The 19893-nt window shown below is 44.2% G+C and carries 15 protein-coding genes and 1 other RNA gene; 4 read left to right on the forward strand and 12 right to left on the reverse strand.

All coding sequences use genetic code 11. The annotated features are described in order from the left end of the window. Positions 1-126 precede the first annotated feature (126 nt). Entirely contained in the window at positions 127-1410 is a 1284-nt protein-coding gene (locus H8716_RS14665; protein WP_249309782.1) for a fibronectin type III domain-containing protein, read from the forward strand. Positions 1411-1485: 75 nt separating this feature from the next. Here the strand turns inward: H8716_RS14665 and H8716_RS14670 are convergent, their stop codons facing one another. The 5 genes from H8716_RS14670 to H8716_RS14690 are packed head-to-tail and all read right to left on the reverse strand — an operon-like array spanning position 1486 to position 8930. After that, positions 1486-3615, reverse strand: coding sequence for an RNA degradosome polyphosphate kinase (locus H8716_RS14670; protein WP_249309783.1), 2130 nt, complete (start codon positions 3613-3615; stop codon positions 1486-1488). Positions 3616-3627: 12 nt separating this feature from the next. Beyond that, entirely contained in the window at positions 3628-5142 is a 1515-nt protein-coding gene (locus H8716_RS14675) for a Ppx/GppA phosphatase family protein (protein WP_249309784.1), read from the reverse strand. An 18-nt stretch (positions 5143-5160) separates the two neighbouring features. After that, positions 5161-6444, reverse strand: a complete 1284-nt coding sequence (locus H8716_RS14680) for an ATP-binding protein (RefSeq protein ID WP_249309785.1) — start codon at positions 6442-6444, stop codon at positions 5161-5163. A 59-nt stretch (positions 6445-6503) separates the two neighbouring features. Continuing rightward, complete coding sequence (gene pheA, locus H8716_RS14685) at positions 6504-7634, reverse strand: prephenate dehydratase (protein WP_249309786.1); 1131 nt, start codon at positions 7632-7634, stop codon at positions 6504-6506. Between the two features lie 3 nt (positions 7635-7637). Continuing rightward, positions 7638-8930, reverse strand: a complete 1293-nt coding sequence (locus H8716_RS14690; RefSeq protein WP_249309787.1) for a bifunctional folylpolyglutamate synthase/dihydrofolate synthase — start codon at positions 8928-8930, stop codon at positions 7638-7640. 266 nt (positions 8931-9196) lie between these two features. On the opposite strand from H8716_RS14690, the gene H8716_RS14695 reads away from it, so the two are divergent. The 3 genes from H8716_RS14695 to H8716_RS14705 all read left to right on the forward strand — a co-directional run bounded on the left by H8716_RS14695 (position 9197) and on the right by H8716_RS14705 (position 11016). Next, positions 9197-9574 (forward strand): putative ABC transporter permease, encoded by a 378-nt coding sequence (locus H8716_RS14695; RefSeq protein WP_249309788.1) that lies wholly within the window; start codon positions 9197-9199, stop codon positions 9572-9574. 70 nt (positions 9575-9644) lie between these two features. Then, positions 9645-10565 carry an aspartate carbamoyltransferase gene (gene pyrB / locus H8716_RS14700; protein ID WP_249309789.1) on the forward strand — a complete coding sequence of 307 codons (921 nt, stop codon included), beginning with the start codon at positions 9645-9647 and terminating at the stop codon, positions 10563-10565. A gap of 22 nt (positions 10566-10587) precedes the next feature. Then, complete coding sequence (locus H8716_RS14705; RefSeq protein ID WP_249309790.1) at positions 10588-11016, forward strand: aspartate carbamoyltransferase regulatory subunit; 429 nt, start codon at positions 10588-10590, stop codon at positions 11014-11016. A 72-nt stretch (positions 11017-11088) separates the two neighbouring features. Here the strand turns inward: H8716_RS14705 and rnpB are convergent. The 7 genes from rnpB to H8716_RS14740 form a co-directional block, all read right to left on the reverse strand. After that, positions 11089-11431: RNase P RNA component class A (rnpB, locus tag H8716_RS14710), an RNA gene on the reverse strand. A 54-nt stretch (positions 11432-11485) separates the two neighbouring features. Beyond that, a complete protein-coding gene (locus tag H8716_RS14715) occupies positions 11486-13153 on the reverse strand; it encodes a TGS domain-containing protein (RefSeq protein ID WP_249309791.1) in 1668 nt (555 codons plus the stop codon). An 18-nt stretch (positions 13154-13171) separates the two neighbouring features. Next, a complete protein-coding gene (locus H8716_RS14720) occupies positions 13172-13960 on the reverse strand; it encodes a Nif3-like dinuclear metal center hexameric protein (protein ID WP_249309792.1) in 789 nt (262 codons plus the stop codon). Further along, entirely contained in the window at positions 13957-14649 is a 693-nt protein-coding gene (locus tag H8716_RS14725) for a tRNA (adenine(22)-N(1))-methyltransferase (protein ID WP_249309793.1), read from the reverse strand. Before H8716_RS14725 ends, H8716_RS14720 begins: the two co-directional genes overlap by 4 nt. Before the next feature lie 72 nt (positions 14650-14721). Beyond that, positions 14722-16491, reverse strand: coding sequence for a DNA primase (gene dnaG / locus H8716_RS14730; RefSeq protein WP_249309794.1), 1770 nt, complete (start codon positions 16489-16491; stop codon positions 14722-14724). A 160-nt stretch (positions 16492-16651) separates the two neighbouring features. Next, entirely contained in the window at positions 16652-17686 is a 1035-nt protein-coding gene (locus H8716_RS14735; RefSeq protein WP_330606651.1) for a deoxyguanosinetriphosphate triphosphohydrolase, read from the reverse strand. After that, positions 17667-19865: a DNA internalization-related competence protein ComEC/Rec2 gene (locus tag H8716_RS14740; RefSeq protein WP_249309795.1), complete on the reverse strand. Its 2199-nt coding sequence runs from the start codon at positions 19863-19865 to the stop codon at positions 17667-17669. The genes H8716_RS14735 and H8716_RS14740 overlap by 20 nt, the downstream gene beginning before the upstream one ends. Positions 19866-19893 lie beyond the last annotated feature (28 nt).

Consider the following 19893-nt stretch of genomic DNA (forward strand, 5'->3'; position numbering starts at 1 on the left):
AGAAAAAAAATAGTGTGTCAAGGAAAGGTAACTTTCAATACTTTAGCATTTGACATCTTTTTCCGCTGACAGTATAATAGACTATATTTCTATATCATAAATTATTAATTAAGGAAAGGGAATGACATGAAACAGCATCTTAAACGGATTTTTCCGCTTCTCTGTCTTTTTCTGCTTCTCTGCTGTTCATCTGTAACAGCAGCATCTATACCAGGAAAAGTAACAGGCCTGAAGGCAACTGCAAAGGAAACTTCTATCAAACTCACATGGCATAAAACAGCAAAGGCATCTAAATATGCTATTTATCGTGTTGATAAGAACCATTCTAAAGCTGTCTTAGTAAAAAAGACTTCCTCTACTACTTATCGAACCAAAGGTGTGCTGGGTGTTACTTACTATTACAAGGTATGTGCCCTGAATTCTGCCAATCAAAGCGGTGCTTTTTCTTCTGTTGTTGGTGTGAGGCCAACAGCTGCCAGACCTGCTAAACCTAAGAATTTTACCGTAAAATCAAGGGGCAATAAATCCATCACTTTCAAATGGTCAAAAGTCAGCGGTAAAGCCAACGGTTATGTTATTGAACGTTACAATCCGACTACAAAAGCGTATGAAACAGTAAAAACCATCTCCTCCAAATCTCAGAGAGAAGCTACTGTTTCCCGGTTAACAGCAGATACTACTTACAAATTCCGTATCAGAAGTTATCGTACCGTTTCGAACCAGAAAGTTTACAGTAATCCGTCTTCTACCGTTTCCGCAACGGCAATCGCACTTACCGATGAAGTGAAATCCATACGGAGACCATATTACACAACCAAATTAAAGAAGTCTGTAACGGTTACTTCGAACGGACGCAAAATTACACTGAAAAAAGGAACCCGCATTCTGGCAACATCCAAGCATGGCCGCTATGTCAATGCTTATACCAGCTCCGGCAGCCGTATAAAAATCAGACGTTCTTCTCTGAAATATACCGGGCTTGATTCTACCGCAGATTACAGTAAAAAGACAAAAGAACAATTTATCAATCTGCGTGGAATCTCAAGCAGAACCAGCCGTCTGATCTGGGTATCCCAGCGCACATACAGAACTAACATCTTTAAGGGATCTACCGGAAAATGGAAACTGGTAAAAAGTTATAAGTGTATCATCGGAAGATGGCAGAATCGTACCTCCGGAGGCATTCATAGAATTCTCAGAAAAGTATATTATGGAAGTTATGGTGCTCCGTGTCTTACCTTTACCAGAGGACAGGGAACCTCCAGCTATCCAACCGGATGTGCTTTCCATCATTATGTTGACGGCAACCGCACTGGTGCCAAATCTCACGGTTGTGTCCGTATGAGCAGAAGTGCCTTAATCTATATGTATAATACCTGCCCAACCGGAACTACTGTATTTGTATATTAAATATCACTGATAACATCTAAAATAGCTGTCGCAACTCGACAGCTATTTTTAATATCAGATATGAAATAACTTCTTCTATTCGTCTCCGGCGGATTCTTCAGGTATGAATACTCTGTCTTTTCCTGGATCCTTTGGTACTTTTGCTCTCTGCACCGCTTCCTGGCAGAAATATTCCTGTGCACAGAGGCGTTTTCTTCCTCTTCTGTTCACCTTCACGTAACTTCCGTCCGGTTGCAGGATATGGGATTTCACATTGTCATCCAGCTGAATCTGAAGAATATGTCCCAGTTCCGTTTTCAGCTTTTCATCTTCTACCGGAAAGAGAATCTCCACTCGCTTATCCAGATTACGCGGCATCCAGTCAGCACTTCCCATATAGTATTCTTCCATTCCATTATTGCGGAAATAAAAGATTCTGGCATGTTCCAGGAAATTGCCTACAATAGAATGTACCGTGATATTTTCACTGACTCCCAGAATACCGGTTTTCAGACAGCAAATCCCTCTCACAATCAGTTCAATCTTCACTCCTGCTACCGATGCCTCATAAAGCAATGCGATAATATCTCTGTCACAGAGAGAATTCATCTTGGCAATGATATGTGCTTCTCCGCCATTTCTGGCATGTTCGGTCTCTCTTTGTATCAATTCTGTGAAACGTTCTCGTAGCCAGAGTGGCGCAAGGGAAAGTTTGTTCCAGTTCTTCGGTTCTGAATAACCGGACAGCATATTAAATACCGCAGTGGCATCCTCTCCGATCGGTTCCGCACAGGTCAGCAGACCACAGTCCGTATATAATTTGGCAGTAGAATCGTTATAGTTTCCGGTTCCAAGATGCACATATCTGCGGATTCCATCTGCTTCTCTGCGAACTACCAGTGTGATCTTGCTGTGGGTCTTTAATCCCAGAAGGCCATAGATAACATGACATCCCGCCTTCTCCAGCATCTTCGCCCATACAATATTATTTTCTTCATCAAATCGTGCCTTTAATTCTACCAGTACTGATACCTGCTTGCCATTCTCTGCCGCCTGCGCCAGTGCTGCTATAATCGGTGAATTACCGCTGACACGATAAAGGGTCTGCTTAATTGCCAGTACATCCGGGTCTTTTGCCGCCTGTTTTACAAAATTCACCACCGGATCGAAGGTCATATACGGATGGTGCAGCAGAATATCCTGCTTACGGATTGCTTCAAAAATATCCTCTGTCCCCATCAACGCCGGCACCGGTTGCGGAATATACTTCTTCTCTTTATATTTCTCAAATCCGTCAATTCCATATACCTTCATCAGAAACGTCAGATCCAGCGGACCATTAATCAGAAACACTGCATCATTTTTAATGTCAAACTCCTTCTTCAGAATCTTCAGAAGCTGCTTCTCCATGCCCTCTTCTACTTCTAGGCGAATGACTTCTCCCCACTGTCTCTTTTTCAGCTGTTTCTGAATTTCTTTTAACAGATCTGCTGCTTCATCTTCTTCGATGGTAAGATCCGCATTTCTCATAATCCGGTATGGATGAGCGCATACCACATCATAATTCAGAAACAGTTTTCCAATATTCCGCTCAATAATCTGTTCCAGATGAATAACTGTTCTGACATTATCTTTTCCTGATGGAATCTCCACGATACGGGACAGTACCGACGGTACCTGTACAGTAGCAAACTGTGGCTCCTCGTTACTGCCCTTCTTGGAAATCAATGCACCGATATTCAATGTCTTATTGCGGATCAGTGGAAACGGTCTGGAAGAGTCCATGGCCATCGGTGTCAGAACAGGATATACATTTTCATCAAAATACCGGTCTACATACTTTTTCTGTTCCTCCGTAAGGTCTTCGTGAGCTGCCAGAATCTCCAGTCCGTTCTGTTTTAACATTGGTACCAGAGAACGCTCATAGGTAGAGTACTGCACATCCACCATATTATGTACCCGTTTCAGGATCAGATCAATCTGTGCCTGAGCTGTCATTCCTGCAATATCTTTCTTGGTATAGCCGGCATGCACCATGTCCTTCAGAGAAGCCACACGGATCATAAAAAACTCATCCAGGTTAGACGCAGTAATACTCAGGAATTTCAGACGTTCGAATAACGGAATGTTCTTATCCCGTGCTTCGCTGAGTACCCGCTCGTTAAAACTGATCCAGCTGTCTTCCCTGTTTCTGTAATATTCCGGTTTGTAAAACTCTGTGTTCACACTGCTTCCCTCCTATAGATTTCTTTTCTTACGAATCAACGGCCGTATATGAAATACTTCTTCAAAATAGTCTGCTTTGGGCGGAAACAACCCTTTTTCCAGGGTAATGTCTTCGCTGGTATCTACCACAATCTCAAGCTGGGCATCTTTTAATGTCAGACGTACCTGTTCGAACTTCTGCTTGTGGCTGCGGTCCAGTGCATTGGCAACCCGCAGGATTGCCACCAGCTTTACAATTACCAGATAATCCTCCTGCCTGAGCTGCTGCTCCAAAACATCTTCCAGCGTGAATTCTACAGTATTATACTTTACCACATTGGCAATAATTCTTCTCTCTGCCGTAGACAGACCGATAATCTCCGTTGCCATAATAATACTGTAAGAACACTGGGCTGCGTCCGACAGATTAATATACTTTCCACATCCATGTAAAATGACTGCAATCTGCAAAAGCAGCCGTTCCCGTTCTCCAAGCCCGGATATCTTCTTCATCTTGTCAAAGATCGGAAGCGCCAGGTTTTCCAGATTATGGATATGACCTTTGTTACCCTGATATCGTTTGGCAATGATCCTTGCTGCCGCAATAATATCATCATTAAACTGATGCTCCGGCTTGATATAGCGCATTTTCTGTGCATAATCATAGGCAATTCCATCACTTAAGGAAGTTCCTGGCAGATAGATTGCCTCTGCCTCCAATTCCTCTATGATCCGTTTATAGATGGTCACGGAAGGAAGAATCAGAGATGCACTCTCCGATGGAATCCCATATTCCTTGGCAATCTCTTCCGGATGTTTATAGATAATGCCCTCGTACATCTTCTGGAACTCACTGGCTGTTACCTGATTCCTTTTCAGCAGTTCCAGAATATAATCTCCGGTAATAATCAGGTACTTAATGTTCCGGTCCTTCAGATACATCTTCTTAAAACTTTCCAAATCGTTATTAATCAGTTCTTCCACCATCTCTTCGGTATGAAGTGTTTCTCTGGAAAAATCTGCCACTTTCTCACGAATACGTAAGTTACCGATTCGGATGTTCTGTGTGGTAACCAGCTTGTCATTATCAAAAAGGCATACCTGCACACTTCCGCCGCCAACTTCCACAATAGCGGTTCCCTTCTGGATAATCTTATAGAAGTCTTTTTCTCCAAAGGCAATGGACTTGTAATCCAGGAATCGTTGTTCTGCATTGTCCAGAATCTCAATATGAATTCCTGTCATATGTTCCACATATTCTACAATCAGCAGATGATTCTCTGCTTCCCGGACAGCACTGGTAGCACATGCCCGGTATGCTTTCACTTTGTAACCGTTCATAATCTTGACAAAATCATTCAGTACTTTGCACAATTCTTCGATCTTCGCCACCCCGATCTTACCAGTGGTATAGGTATCCTTCCCCAGTTCGATCCGGTATCTTACATGGTCGATCTCCCTGAATTCCTTTCTCGTCACATACTGAAAAATCTTCATTTCTACTTCATAAGATCCCACATTGATTGCGGAAAATAGTGTGACAGCCATCTCTTTTTCTCCTTTTGCTTACATCTTTCCGAGCAGATAATCGATGAACTGCTGAGCAGTTCTTCCTGACAGTCCTCCATGGGACAGTTCCCATTTATTTGCTTCCAGAAGCAGTTCCTCTTCGTCCATGACTACATTGTTCTTCTCAGCCAGTGTCTTCACGATATTCTGGAATTCCTTTTTGCTTGGTGCACAGAAGAAGATCTGTACGCCAAAACGATTCACCAGTGACAGCTTCTCCTGTACCGTATCAGAAGAATGCAGATCATCTCTTCTGTCTTCCTTGTCACTGAATTTCTCTCTTACCAGGTGTCTGCGGTTAGAAGTTGCATAGATCAGAATATTATCCGGCTTGCGTTCCAGTCCGCCTTCAATCACTGCTTTCAGGTACTTATATTCAATTTCAAAATCCTCAAAAGATAAATCATCCATATAAATAATAAACTTGTAATTACGGTTCTTCACCTGGGCAATTACTTCATTCAGGTCCTGGAACTGGTGCTTGTATACCTCAATAACGCGAAGTCCCTGATCATAGTATTTATTCAAAATTGCCTTAATACTGGAAGACTTTCCTGTTCCTGCATCGCCAAAAAGCAGACAGTTGTTCGCTCTCTTGCCTTTGATAAATGCTTCTGTATTATCAATCAGCTTCTGCTTGGCATTCTCATAGCCAACCAGATCCTCCAGACATACATGGGCGATTCGGGTAATCGGCACAATCTTCACGCCTTCATCTCCATGTTCGATACGGAACGCCTTGTGAAGCCCCAACTTGCCAACACCGAATTCTTTATAAAAGTGGATCATATGATCCATAAAATCTTCTACACTATCAGATATTTCCAGTTCACGGGTCAATGTATCGATCCGGTCACGGATTCTCTCATTAAACTGCTTTCCGGATCCGCTGTTCATATATTCTCTCAGATACTGCATACCGGTGACACCCAGTTTTTCATCCAGTTTTCGGAAATCAAACTGGTACAGATCACGAAAAATCGCAAAATCATGCTTTACCAATTCATTAATGGTTCCATCCACTTTTCCCACAATCTCACAGGAAGTACTAAATACATTCTCATTGTTTACCAGCAGATAGGTCAGATAATTGTGCCAGAGATTACCGGCAAATCCATAGTTGCCTGCCATGTCAATCAGTCCGTGGGCCGTCTCATAATACATATCTTTCAGAAGATCTGTCTCCTCTTCCTCATAATGATCCAGAATCCAGACCATATCTTCAAAAATTCTTCCATCTTCAAATGTTCTATAGATCATCAATTCTTCTGTTCTAGTCATTCTTGTCTTCCTCATCTCTCTAGTACATCATACTGCAAATAACTGTACCACATAACTTACTAGTAATTTCCAAGTATTTTCATATTGGCAGCTTCCTCTGTAATTCCACGAATGGCATTTTTTACTGCACTGTCATTCAAATTTCCCTCAAAATCCACAAAGAATCTGTATTCCCAGTTTCTCCCCGGAAGCGGACGGGATTCAATCTTACTCATGTTCAGATTGTTATAAATGAAATGAGACAAAATATTATACAACGATCCACTGTGATGCGGTAGTTCAAAACAGATACTGATCTTCTTCGCATCTTTTTCAAAAATACGCTGGTTAGAAACAATAATGAATCTGGTAGAATTCACATCATTTTCACAAATGTTCTCATCCAGTACTTCCAGTCCGAATGCTTCCCCGGCAATAGCACTGGCGATGGCTGCCTGGGACTTATCCTGATCCTGGGCTACTTTCTTCGCTGATGCCGCTGTATTTTCCAGTGCGGTCTGTGCCCAGTTCCGGTGACGATTCAGATACTGCTCACACTGCATCAGTCCCTGTTCATGGGAATAAACGCTGCGGATATCTTCCAGTTTTGCCCCCGGGCATCCCAGCAGCTTATGCTCAATGCGGATTGTCTGCTCTCCCACAATATAATCATCATATTTCATCAGAAGATCATAGATCTCGCTGACAAAACCTGCCGTAGAATTCTCTATTGGCAGCACTGCAAAATCTGCCATTCCCTCTGAAATAGCTCCCAGGGCATCTCTCCACTGCTTTACATGAAAGGAAGTCACACCGTCACCAAAGAAGGCCTTCATTGCAGCCTGGCTGTAGGCACCTTCCACGCCCTGGAATACCACACGGACATTCTTTTTTTCCAGCTTTTCTACCTGAGTAAAGGGCAGTCTTCCCACAACGCCTTTCTTAGTCAGAAGCTGGTACTGCAGTTTACGGCTCATGGACATAATCTGCTGAAACAGTTCCTCGATTCCATGGCTGTTAAAATCATTGTGGGTCAGTCCCTTTAATGTCTCCAGCTTGGAGTCTTCTCTTTCTTTGTCAAAGACCTTCTTTCCTGTCTCAATCTTGTATTCTGCCACCTGACTGCTGACAGCCATACGCTTCTCGTATAACTCTACGATCTGACGGTCAATGGCATCAATCTGATTTCTTAATTCTGATAAATCAATCATGATCTACTCCTGTGTATGTTTTACTGCTTTTCGTATTTCTCCAAGGAAGGACAGTGAACCAAATGCCAGTACCACGCCGTCTTTCTCTCCTGCCTTCTGTATGGCTGCCTGTACAGCCTTCGCAATATCTTTTTCAGCATGTACCTGCGGACAATACTTTTGTGCTGCTTCTGCCAGTTCTTCTGCCGGAAGTGCTCTTGGATTGCCCGGTGTCTGAATGGTCGTCACTTCCTTCATATGAGGAAGAATCGCATGCAGCACTTTGTCATATTCCTTATCCTTAAACACTCCGCAGATGCCATAGATCTGCTTCCCCTGCAGGCACTGCAGAATAGACTTTTCCAGTTCTGCTGCCCCGTCCGGGTTATGTGCTCCGTCGATGATCACCATCGGATCCCTCTGCAATACAGTGAATCTTCCGTTCCAGCATGTCTTTGCAAATCCTGCTCTCATCTGTGCATCACTGATCTGGTATCCCAGTTCACGCAGTGCATATATACAGTTCAGCGCAATCACTGCATTTTTGATCTGATAGCTGCCGCCCAGATGGATACAGATGTCCCGGTCACTGCCAAAGGAGAACTTCTGTTCCTCCAGTCCATAAGTGATCTCTTCTGCCTGTTCCCAGTCAGCTACTTTCAGAGACGCTCCACACTGTCTGACTTTCTCTTCAATCACGTCCATAGCTTCCGGTACCTGTCTGGCTGACACCACCACGGTCTCAGGCTTGATAATGCCTGCCTTATGTCCGGCAATCTCTGCCAGTGTATTTCCCAGAAATGCGGTATGATCTTTACTTATGGATACAATCACTTCCATTATCGTGGTACGGATCACATTAGTAGCATCGGTATCTCCTCCCATGCCGGTCTCCAGCACTACTATATCACAGTTCTGATCCACAAAATGCAGAAATGCCATGGCTGTCTCCACCTCAAAAATGGTCGGTACAGACATGCCCTTTTCCTGCATCCTGCCAATTGCCAGTTTTATTTTTTCCACATAACTGCCTACCGCCTCACGGCTGATATATTCCTCATTTACCTGAATCCTCTCCCGATAAGAAAACAGAGTCGGTGAAATGTAGCGTCCGACACGATATCCTGCTTCTTTTAAAGTCGTGGATACATATGCTAGTACGGATCCCTTTCCGTTGGTTCCTGCAATATGGATAAACTTCAGCCGGTTCTGAGGATTCCCCAGTTCCTCCAGCAAATGTTCCATACTCTCAAGCCCCAGAACAATTCCGGTTCTGTTAATATAATCTAGATAGCTTCTCGCTTCTTCGTATGTCATATTTTCTCCTCATTTAATCCCTTTAACATTCCCGCCAGTACTTTTAAAACAAATATTTTCCTGTCATGGCGTACCGTTTTTAGTATACCATACCTATGCTTTTTTTCAAGGCACTTTTCCACAGTAACGTGATGCATATTTCTTCTTTTCCGACAGAAACTCCTGTGCCATTTGTAACTGTTCAGTACCTTCACAATGGATTCTGAACAGTTACTGCAATTTTTCATATCTGGTATATTTTTTTCTGTATGCGGCATACTTGAAATATGAAAAATTTTATGAAATGCGGTATCTGTGGCTGGTGTCTGGAACTGCTCTGGACCAGCCTGCATTCCCTACTCCGCCGGGATTATAAACTGATCGGTCATTCCTCCATCTGGATGTTTCCGATCTATGGCATGGCTGCTGTCATCGGTCCTCTGTCAACGAAACTGAAAAACAGAAATATGGCTCTTCGTGGGTTGATCTACATGAATGGAATTTTCAGCATGGAATATCTGACCGGTTCTCTTCTGAAAAAGAAAAATATGTGTCCATGGGATTACAGTGACGCACCCTTGAACTTACGTGGCGTCATTCGTCTGGACTATGCACCGGTCTGGTTTGTCACCGGACTCTTTTTTGAAAAAGTTCTAAAACCCTGATTTTTTTTCTTGCTATTTTTTTCTTTTCGTGTATACTGTTTAGCAGAGTATACGAAAAGGAGATAATTAGATGAGACATTTGATGAACCCTCTGGATCTTACCGTAGAAGAAATCGACGGTATTCTTGATCTTGCCAATGACATTGAAGCCAATCCTTCCAAGTATTCACATAAATGTGATGGCCTTAAAATTGCTACTTTATTTTATGAACCAAGTACACGAACACGACTCAGTTTTGAAGCTGCTATGATCAATCTGGGTGGTCAGGTACTTGGTTTTTCTTCGGCCGCAAGCAGTTCCGCAACCAAGGGTGAAAGTGTTGCCGACACCATCCGCATGATTTCCTGCTATGCAGATATCTGTGCCATCCGTCATCCAAAAGAAGGTGCTGCCTATGTAGCTTCTACCAAGTCTTCCATTCCCGTTATCAACGCAGGTGACGGCGGACATCAACATCCTACCCAGACACTGACCGACCTACTGACCATCCGTTCCCTGAAAGGACATCTGGATAACCTGACCGTGGGATTCTGTGGTGATCTGAAGTTTGGACGTACGGTTCACTCTCTGATCCACGCCATGATCCGTTACCCGAATGTGCGCTTTGTACTGATATCCCCGGAAGAGCTTCGCGTACCGAGCTACATCCGTGAAGATGTTCTTGCCAAAAATAATGTTCCTTATAAAGAAGTCGTTCGTCTGGAAGATGCACTTCCGGAACTGGATCTGCTGTACATGACCCGTGTACAGAAGGAGCGTTTCTTCAACGAAGAGGATTATGTACGAATGAAAGACTTCTATATTCTGGACAAAGAAAAAATGAAACTGGCAGGACAGGATATGCTGGTACTTCATCCGCTTCCTCGTGTCAATGAAATTGCTGTAGAGGTAGACGATGATCCAAGAGCTGCTTATTTCAAGCAGGTTCAGTATGGCGTCTATGCACGAATGGCACTGATTCTTACACTGCTGAAATGGCGTGACCAGTAATTCAAAAAAGGAGTATAAAATTATGTTAAATGTAGGACAGTTACATGAAGGATTTGTTCTGGATCATATCGAAGCCGGCAAATGCATGACCATTTACCACTATCTGAAGCTGGATGAGCTGGACTGTACCGTTGCCATCATTAAGAATGCAACCAGTAATAAAATGGGCAAAAAAGATATCATCAAAGTAGAATGTCCAATCGATATGCTGAACATCGACATTCTCGGCTTCATTGACCACAACATTACCGTAAATATCATCAAAAACGGAGAAATCGTAGAAAAAAGAGAGCTGACACTTCCAAAGAAAATTGTCAATATCCTGAAATGCAAGAACCCAAGGTGTATCACTTCAATCGAACAGGGACTGGATCAGATCTTTACTCTGACCGACCCAGAAAAAGAAGTATACCGCTGCAAATACTGCGAACAGAAATATAAAGAATTATAATGAAATCTTAAAAAGATGTTCCGAAACAACCATTATTGTTTCGGAACGTCTTTTTTGCTGTCATGTGCTTTTTATGTGAGCAAAGCGATAAGCCGGGTTATGTCGTGAATGATCATCTATCCAGGCCTGATGTCGCCACCAGGCTCAAGCGACCTACCTAAAGCTGACGGGCCGCCATATGCTTTTATTCGGTCTTGCTTCGAATGGGGTTTACATATGCCCTGTCTGTTACCAGCCAGGCGGTAGTCTCTTACACTGCCCTTCCACCCTTACCTCTAATGAGGCGGTACATTTCTGTTGCACTATCCTTGGAGTCGCCTCCACCGGACGTTATCCGGCATCCTGCCCTGTGAAGCCCGGACTTTCCTCGTCTGGCACCTTTCGGCCTGCCAGCCGCGATCATTTACCTTACTCACAAGATGATACTATATCCTATCCTTTCATTTTTGTCAAACAAATTTTATGATCTTTATACCTGATAGCAGCTTCCTCCCACAAATTCTCTTAAAAGCGAATTCAGCGGAATGTTCTCGCTTGGAATGCTGACAAAGTAATCCAGGAACTTCAGCAGACGCTTCGCTTCCTGGTATTCCGGCTCATTTCGCTGAATTCCAAGCAGAAGTGGCTGTGCATACACCTTCAGAACTGCCAGTTCATAGATCAGTGCCGAATTAAACATTACATCCGCTTCTTCCTGATATGGGAAAATGTGTGCTTCTTCTCCTCTGCGTACAGACGGCCACATAGCTATGGTATCTTTTGCCAATGTTCCTCTTGTTCTGGCATCCCGGACAATCCGGCGAAGCAGTCTTCCATCAGTAGTCGGGATTCGGTTATGTTCATCAATATTTAACTGTGTCAGAGCGCTGATATAGATCTTGAACTTACTTTCCTTTGGCAGTGTATAGGAAAGCCGGTCATCCAATCCGTGAATCCCCTCAATGACCAGTACATCATCCGTTCCCAGCTGAAGAATATTGCCCTTATACTCTTTCTTTCCTGTCTTAAAATTAAAGATCGGCATATCCACCGCTTTTCCAGCCAGCAGATCTGTCATATTCCGGTTAAACAGTTCAATGTCAATGGCTTCCAGACACTCATAATCCGGATTGCCATCTTCGTCTTTTGGTGTATCTTCCCGCTCCACAAAGTAATTGTCCATTGGAATCGGATGTGGCTTCATCCCGTTGGCAGACAACTGAGTGGAAAGTCTGTGGGAAAATGTCGTTTTTCCGGAAGAAGAAGGACCTGCAATCATAATCAGCTTTTTCTCCGGCTGTGCTGCTATCATGGAAGCAATCTCACTGATCTTCTTCTCCTGCAGTGCTTCCTGCACCAGCATCAGGTCATGCACACTTTCTGACACAATCCGTTCATTTAAGTCTCCTACTGTGCGGATATTCATCATCTCGCCCCACTTGAGAGACTCCTTCTGAACCTGAAACAGTTTGGCATCTGCACGGAACTCCGGTACCAATTCCGGCTGCATTCTGTTCGGCATCTGGAGTACAAATCCCTCATCATACGGAATCAATACAAATCGGTCAAGATAACCGGTGTCCGGCACCATGTAACCGTAAAAATAGTCTTTGAACCCTGCCAGATCATAAATATTGACTTTGGAAGCGATCCGGTAATGGAACAGCTTTTCTTTATCTTCCATTCCAAGCCTGTGAAACAGATCTATGGCATCATCTGTGGAAACAGATGTCTTGGTAATCGGAAGCTTCTTCTCCACCATTTCATGCATGGTTTTTTCTACCTGCTCCAGGAAAGAATTTTCTACTTTTTTCTGTCCTTTTACTGTTACATAAAAACCATTTCCCACGGAATAATGAATGCCTACCCGGTCTACCAGTTCAAATCCGCCTACCGAGTAGATTGCTTTGAGCATAAGCAGAATCATGCTTCTGCGATAAGTCATAAAGCCATTCTTATCCTTTATGGTCAGGAAGACTATCTGATCCTGGTCTTTGATCTTTTTTGTCAGTTCTTTTAATTTTCCATTCACAGATGCCAACACTATTTTACTGTCTGCATCTTTCTGAAACTCCTTTGCAGCATCCAGATAACGGGTTCCTTCCCTGTATGTCACTTCTTTTCCGTCGATTTTTACCTGTAACATTTTTTCCTGCATATAAAGTTTCTCCTTTCTTCAGATCACCTGAAACGGATTCCCGCTTCCTGTCTTTTTGATTTCCAGTTCAGGGAACTGCTGCCTCAGATATTGTGCCATATGGTCCACAAAAATATGTTCCAGTCCATAATGTCCTGCATCTATCACCGCGATTCCCTGATCTACGGCATCGATTCCATCATGATGTCCGATATCTCCGGTAATTATCACTTGTGCTTTTTTTCGGATCGCAGTCCCAATCATGCTCTTGCCGGATCCTGGACAGATGGCAACGCGCTCAATCACCTGATCCAGATCTCCGAATATTTTTACCGTATCCAGCGCAAAAATTCTTTTGACAATCTGCGCACATTCTTCCACTGTCACAGGCCGTACCAGAGAACCGACTCTTCCGATTCCTTCCGGTTCTCCGGTCTTACTGTCTGTTCCTGTTACTTCCAGCACCTCCGGCTGCCGAAGTTTCATCATCTCGCCGGCCGTGCCTCCCATTTCTACCACATCATAATTAGTGTGCATGGCATAGTGACAGATATCCTGGGAAATCAGGCTGAATATTTTGTGCCCGGTCAGGGTCTCTGCCTGAATCTTACGTACACCATCCAGTGTCAGCGGATGATGGGTCAGAAGCAGATCTGCCTGCCACTGTACTGCTTCGTCGATCACTTCATCTGTGGCATCCAGTGCCAGCAGTACTTTTCGTACTGCCTTGTTTTTTCGTCCCACCTGAAGACCGCTGTTATCCCAGCTTTCTGCTTTTTCCAGAGGAAACTTCTGTTCCAGTTTATGTGTCAGTTCTTTTATCGTCATCTCATCTGCTCCTTTGCCAGACGTACCAGCTCCTGCCGCTCCAGGATCTCTCCACGCCTTTTTTCAATATGTTCACCACTTTTTCCTTTCAGTGACTGTAGAATCTCCCCGCAAAGCTTCTCTTCTTTTTCCAAGAATTCCAGCAATACCGGATTATCGGATACAATCAGATATTTTCCAAAAGCATATTCCTGCTCAGTCCATTCTTCCTGACTACCATGTTCCACCCGCATCATAGGATAATACTTTCCTTCATCCAACACCATGTCCTCTGCTGTAATTCGATAACCATGTTCTGCCAGGAACTTACGAACCTGACCAATCTCAGACTGTGGCTGCAGGATCATCGTCGGGACAGTTGTCAGTATCTCTTTTCCGGCTTCCAGAATCCGTATCGTGAGAAGCCCTCCCATACCTGCAATGATCACGCAATCAGCCTCCATGGCCTTCAGCTTCGCCACTCCATCAGACAGTCTTGTGGTAATCTGCTGTTCCATCCGGTATGCACGGATATTTCTCTGTGCCCGCTCCAGCGGGCCCTTATTCACATCCATGGCAATTGCTTTTTCTGTCAGATGATGTTCTGTCATATAGATGGGGATATATCCGTGATCGGTTCCCACATCCGCCACACAGTGGCATGTTCCTGCCAGTTTTACAATTGCTTCCAGTCTCTTTGATAACTGCATACTATGCTCCATTTCTGTTCTTATTTTTACTGCATCTGTTCAGTACCTTCACAGGTATGAATGCAGCATTTACTATTCGCCAAACTTCACCTGGATTTTCTGTATCTGTGCCAGCTTCTTTCGGTCTGCAATCATCTCCTGCAGTCCCTTCATATCCGTCGGATCCAGACTTGCAGTTCGCTGCTCCAGACTATGGGACAGGATCTTTCCCAGCGTCTCTTTAAATGCTTTCTCCCTGTCTGCATTTGTTTCTACCTGGATCGTCGTATTAAACAGGGACGCTGCTTCTCTCTGCTCCTCAGGCTCTGTAAAATGATTGATAATTCTTGCAGGATTTCGTTCTCCTGCATCATACTGTTCAAACAAGAGTCCTGCTACTGTCTCGTACAGCTCGGTAGAAAAATCTTCTTTCTTCAGGAATTTCTTTACCACCGGATACAGAGACGGATATTCAATCAGCCAGGTCAGCATCAGCTTCTGTGACTTCACTACGCCTTCGTCCTTCTCCTGCCGTGCCTGCCGGATCTTTACCGGTGTCTTCGGAATCGGTACATTCTTCATTGCCATACGGTTCACCAGCTTGCGCAGAGCATCAAATCCCACGCCATACCTGGAGGCAACTGCTTCGATATAGTTTTCTCGCTCCAGTTCCTGGTCAAATGCCATCAGCTTCTTTGCTGTCTCCTCATAAAATGCAGTTTTACTCTGAGGATCCTGCATATCATAATTTCTCTGAAGGATATCGATCTCAAACAGAAAACTGTTCTGTGCCTCATCTATCCGCTTCTGGAATTCTTCTGTTCCAAGTGCCTTGATAAATTCATCCGGATCTTTATATGGCAGCATAGACAATACTTTGGTTGCCACCCCCGCCTCTTTCAGCAGTGGAATGGCACGTAAGGCTGCCTTCACCCCTGCTTCATCACTGTCATAGGTCAGTATAACCTCATCTGTATACCGCTTCAGCAGGCTGGCATGCTGGGAAGTCAGTGCCGTTCCCAAAGATGCCACCGCATTGGTGAAGCCTGCCTGGTGCATAGAGATTACATCCATATAGCCTTCACAGACCAGCATATATTTTTTTCGGGATGTACGGGCAATATTCAATCCATACAGGTTCCGGCTCTTGTCAAACACTTTCGTCTCCGGCGAATTCAGGTATTTCGGTTTACCATCTCCCATGACACGGCCTCCAAATCCGATTACCCTTCCGTTCACATCCATGATTGGGAAAATTACGCGGTTCCAGAATTTATCATACATTCCCCGCTTTTCATCCACGTTCATCAGTCCGGACTGGGCGAGAAGCTCATCACTGATCCCTTTACTCTTCAGATACTTGTACAGGTCATTCCCGTATTTTGTGGAATATCCAAGGCCAAATTTATGAATTGTCTCATCACTGAGCATTCTGCCCTTCAGGTAATTCATGGCCTGAATTCCGTGCTCGCTGCGCAACTGATAGTAGTAATATTTCGCCGCCATTTTATTCATCTCAAGGATTCTGCTGCGCAGATCCTGCTGCCGCTTCATTTCTTCATTCATTTCCTGCTGTGGAAGTTCCACTCCCACCCGGTCAGCCAGATACTTCAATGCCTCCGGAAAGGAATAATTCTCATATTCCATAATAAAAGTCAGCACATTGCCCCCTGCTCCACATCCAAAGCAATAATACATCTGCTTAGATGGGGATACAGAAAACGATGGTGACTTTTCATTATGAAACGGGCACAGTCCAAAATAAGAACTTCCCTTTTTCTGTAACTTCACATATCCTGATACCACATCCACGATATCATTTTTCATTCTGACTTCTTCAATCAGGCTCTCTGCATAAAACATAATAACTCCTCAAGCGTTACAGTTCACTTCGTTCACAGCAACATGCTTCGCAATGCACAGACATCATGCAGATGCATGATGTCGCGCGGTATGTCTCGGGTTTTCTGTGACCTACGCTCACAAAAAACACCTCGCAGGACATAAACTGTAAACAATTACTTCAGAACTGCCATAATTTAGGTATAAATAATTCGGTATATTTTGCCATGGCGTACTGATCTGTCATGCCTGAAATATAATCACAGACAACGCGCTCCACGCCTTCTCCTCTATGATAAATCATAACCAGATATTCCTCCGGCAAACTTTCCAGATGCTCTGTATAATAATCGTACAGGGAACGGATTACTGACTCCGCCTTTCCCTCTTCGGATTTGGCTATACTGCCGGTATATACGTTCCGAAACATATATGCACGGAGATTCTTCATTGCCCATTCAATATCTCCGGTGGGATTGATCTGTGACTTTCCGATACTGTTCTTTACAATATCACAGATCATAGTATTGAGCCGTTCTTTCGTGGAACTTCCCAGAATTCTGCGGTATTCTTCCGGAATATCATCTTCTTTCAGAATCCCTGCCCGTTCCGCATCATCAATATCATGATTAATATAAGCAATCTTATCCGCAAGCTGAACACATCTGCCTTCCAGCGTGGATGGATGCCCACTGGTACGGTGATTGCGTATTCCGTCACGCACCTCCCAGGTCAGATTCAGACCCTGCCCTTTTTTCTCCAGAATCTCCACCACTCTCACACTCTGGTCACAGTGGATAAAACCGCCCGGATTTAGCTGATTCAACACATGTTCCCCGGAATGTCCAAACGGCGTATGTCCAAGATCATGCCCCAAGGCAATGGCTTCTGTCAGACTCTCATTCAGAGACAATGCGCAGCTGATCGTTCTTGCAATCTGAGATACCTCAAGCGTATGGGTCAGCCGGTCACGGTAATGATCCCCTTGCGGGCACAAAAATACCTGCGTCTTATGCTTCAGCCTTCGGAACGCCTTACAGTGCAGAATACGGTCACGGTCTCTCTGATATGCCGGACGTATCTCACAGGGTTTTTCATTCCGTTCTCTTCCTCTGGTATTCACACTCAGGGAAGCATAAGGACTAAGCATTGCCTTTTCTCTTGCTTCCGCCTGTTCCCGAATAGTGAACATTTTTTTATATCCGCCTGCCTGCATCACTGTCTTCCTTTCTTTTTTTGAGAGTAAACCGGATCATACCTTCCAGATCGGTACGATGTATCTGATATCCGTTCTTTTCCAGCCGATCCAGCAGTTCCCGATGGGGATGCCCGTAACGGTTCCCCTTTCCGCAGGAAATCACTGCCACTTTCGCACCAATTGTATCCAGTATCTCTTCTGAACTGCTGTTTCTGGAGCCATGATGAGCTACTTTCAGCACATCTATCTGTCCCATGTCGTTCTCCAGAAGCTGTTTTTCTCCTTCTCCCTCCAGATCTCCGGTCAGAAGAACAGAAAAATCCTGATAGCTGACCTTCACAGTCATAGATCCCGCATTCTGATTCTCATACGGGAAATTGGCAATGGGACTGAAGACTTCTATCTGCATGCTATCCTGTTTTATTTTATCCAGCCTCTTGCAGCGCAATACCGGTATCTGCAGTTTCTCCGCCAGTTGCAGAATCTGCTTTTCCAGATCTTCCTCCTGCATAAGATCCGGTATCAGAATACGCTTCACCGTAATTCCGTTACGGTTCTTTTGATTCCATCCTTTCTCATACCCTTCCAGGATCTCGATCAGACCACTGACATGATCCTGATCGAAATGAGAAATCATCCAGCCGTCTACTTCCCGGATACCCCAGTACTTTAAATACGGTTCCAGGCAGTATTTTGCCAAATTCTTCTGTGTACTGCTGCCGCCATCCATCATCCAGACATGTCCCAGTTCTGTCTGGATGCAGATTCCATCACCCTGTCCCACACTTAAAAATGTGACAGACCAGTCCCGATCTCCCTGATAACTTAAAATGCCTATTCCTAGTATAATTCCAAATGTACTCTTTATCAAATCTATTTTTCTTTTTTTCAGTAAAATCACAAATAGCAGAATTAACGTCAGATAATAGCCTCCCGCTTTCCATAGCGCAGGTCTTCCGGTGATCCATATTGCCCCCGGAAGCTTTCCACAAAATCGGCACAGCGCAAAGGTAATCTGAAGCAGATAATGTACCGGCGCCAGTATAAATGTGCCTGCCGTCGTACTTACTGCCCCTGCCAGTATTCCGCCAATCCCAGCCATAACTATCACTGACATGGACGGAACTACAAAGAGATTCAGGAAAATCCCATACATTGGTACCTGATAATAAAAGTAAGCTGTTACGGGCAGTGTCATCAGCCATGTGAAAATACTGACCTTAAAGGGAGACAGCAGTCTGTGCTTATCCGGCAATGCCTGAGATGCTGCCACTCCCGCCACAGCTGCATAAGACAACAGGAAACCACTCTGAACTGCCAGTCCTGAATCGTACAGAAGCATCATCACGCCTGCAACTGTCATTGCCGTGACCAGATCATAGGTTCTTCCAAGTATCTGCGCTCCCAGAAACAGAAAAAACATCAGCATGGCTCTCACACTGGATACGGAAAACCCGGTCAGTTCTGCATAAAACCAGATCCAGATGCCTGACATCACAGATGCTGTTACAAATCCCCACCTTCTTTTTCTCAGAAACTGAAATAAAGACATGCCAATTACCGATACATGAAGTCCTGAAATAGCCAGTACATGAATAATCCCGTTTTTCTGGTAAAGTTCCCTGATTTCCCCGTCCAGCCCGCTTTTTTCTCCCAGAAGAAGAGACTCCATCACACCTGCCTCTTCCGATGAGAGACTTTTTCGAAGAACCGCACCGGCTTTTTCCTTTAAAATCCTGCAGCTTTCTCCCAGCCAGTCCACAGACTTTTTTTGTCTCTCTACATTTGCTTTTTTCAAGAGCATCACAATATTCTTTGATGCATAATACTGCTCCGCATCAAAGCCTCCGTCATTTTCTGCTCTGGAAAAATACTGGCAGACTCCGGTTACCTGAATCTGATTTCCGATCTGAAGTTCTGTTACTTTATTTAGTTCTGCTTTTATCCTGGTTGTTTTTCCAGCCGAGATGACCGGATCCGATGTTACTGAATTTGAATCTATAGAAATGTTTTTCAGATATATACTCTGACTGTCCTCTTTTGTTTCTGACCGGTACACAGTACCGGTTACTGTCAGACTGCTGCCTTCCTTCCACGGATGGGGAGTCCGCCCGGATTCCCGCATATCCCATATTCCTGTCATCAAAAGCCATATGATGACAGGAAAGCAGATGATACATAATTTTCGTTTTCTCAAACTGCTTCCTTTCTCATATCGTTACTGT

Source organism: Jingyaoa shaoxingensis, from assembly GCF_014385005.1.
Classification (GTDB): domain Bacteria; phylum Bacillota; class Clostridia; order Lachnospirales; family Lachnospiraceae; genus Marvinbryantia; species Marvinbryantia shaoxingensis.

Coding starts and splice junctions, on each gene's coding strand:
- H8716_RS14665 (WP_249309782.1), top strand. CDS start 127: ATGAAACAGCATCTTAAACGGATTTTTCCGCTTCTCTGTCTTTTTCTG.
- H8716_RS14675 (WP_249309784.1), bottom strand. CDS start 5,142: ATGGCTGTCACACTATTTTCCGCAATCAATGTGGGATCTTATGAAGTA.
- H8716_RS14680 (WP_249309785.1), bottom strand. CDS start 6,444: ATGACTAGAACAGAAGAATTGATGATCTATAGAACATTTGAAGATGGA.
- pheA (WP_249309786.1), bottom strand. CDS start 7,634: ATGATTGATTTATCAGAATTAAGAAATCAGATTGATGCCATTGACCGT.
- H8716_RS14690 (WP_249309787.1), bottom strand. CDS start 8,930: ATGACATACGAAGAAGCGAGAAGCTATCTAGATTATATTAACAGAACC.
- H8716_RS14695 (WP_249309788.1), top strand. CDS start 9,197: ATGAAAAATTTTATGAAATGCGGTATCTGTGGCTGGTGTCTGGAACTG.
- pyrB (WP_249309789.1), top strand. CDS start 9,645: ATGAGACATTTGATGAACCCTCTGGATCTTACCGTAGAAGAAATCGAC.
- H8716_RS14705 (WP_249309790.1), top strand. CDS start 10,588: ATGTTAAATGTAGGACAGTTACATGAAGGATTTGTTCTGGATCATATC.
- H8716_RS14715 (WP_249309791.1), bottom strand. CDS start 13,153: ATGCAGGAAAAAATGTTACAGGTAAAAATCGACGGAAAAGAAGTGACA.
- H8716_RS14720 (WP_249309792.1), bottom strand. CDS start 13,960: ATGACGATAAAAGAACTGACACATAAACTGGAACAGAAGTTTCCTCTG.
- H8716_RS14725 (WP_249309793.1), bottom strand. CDS start 14,649: ATGCAGTTATCAAAGAGACTGGAAGCAATTGTAAAACTGGCAGGAACA.
- dnaG (WP_249309794.1), bottom strand. CDS start 16,491: ATGTTTTATGCAGAGAGCCTGATTGAAGAAGTCAGAATGAAAAATGAT.
- H8716_RS14735 (WP_330606651.1), bottom strand. CDS start 17,686: ATGCAGGCAGGCGGATATAAAAAAATGTTCACTATTCGGGAACAGGCG.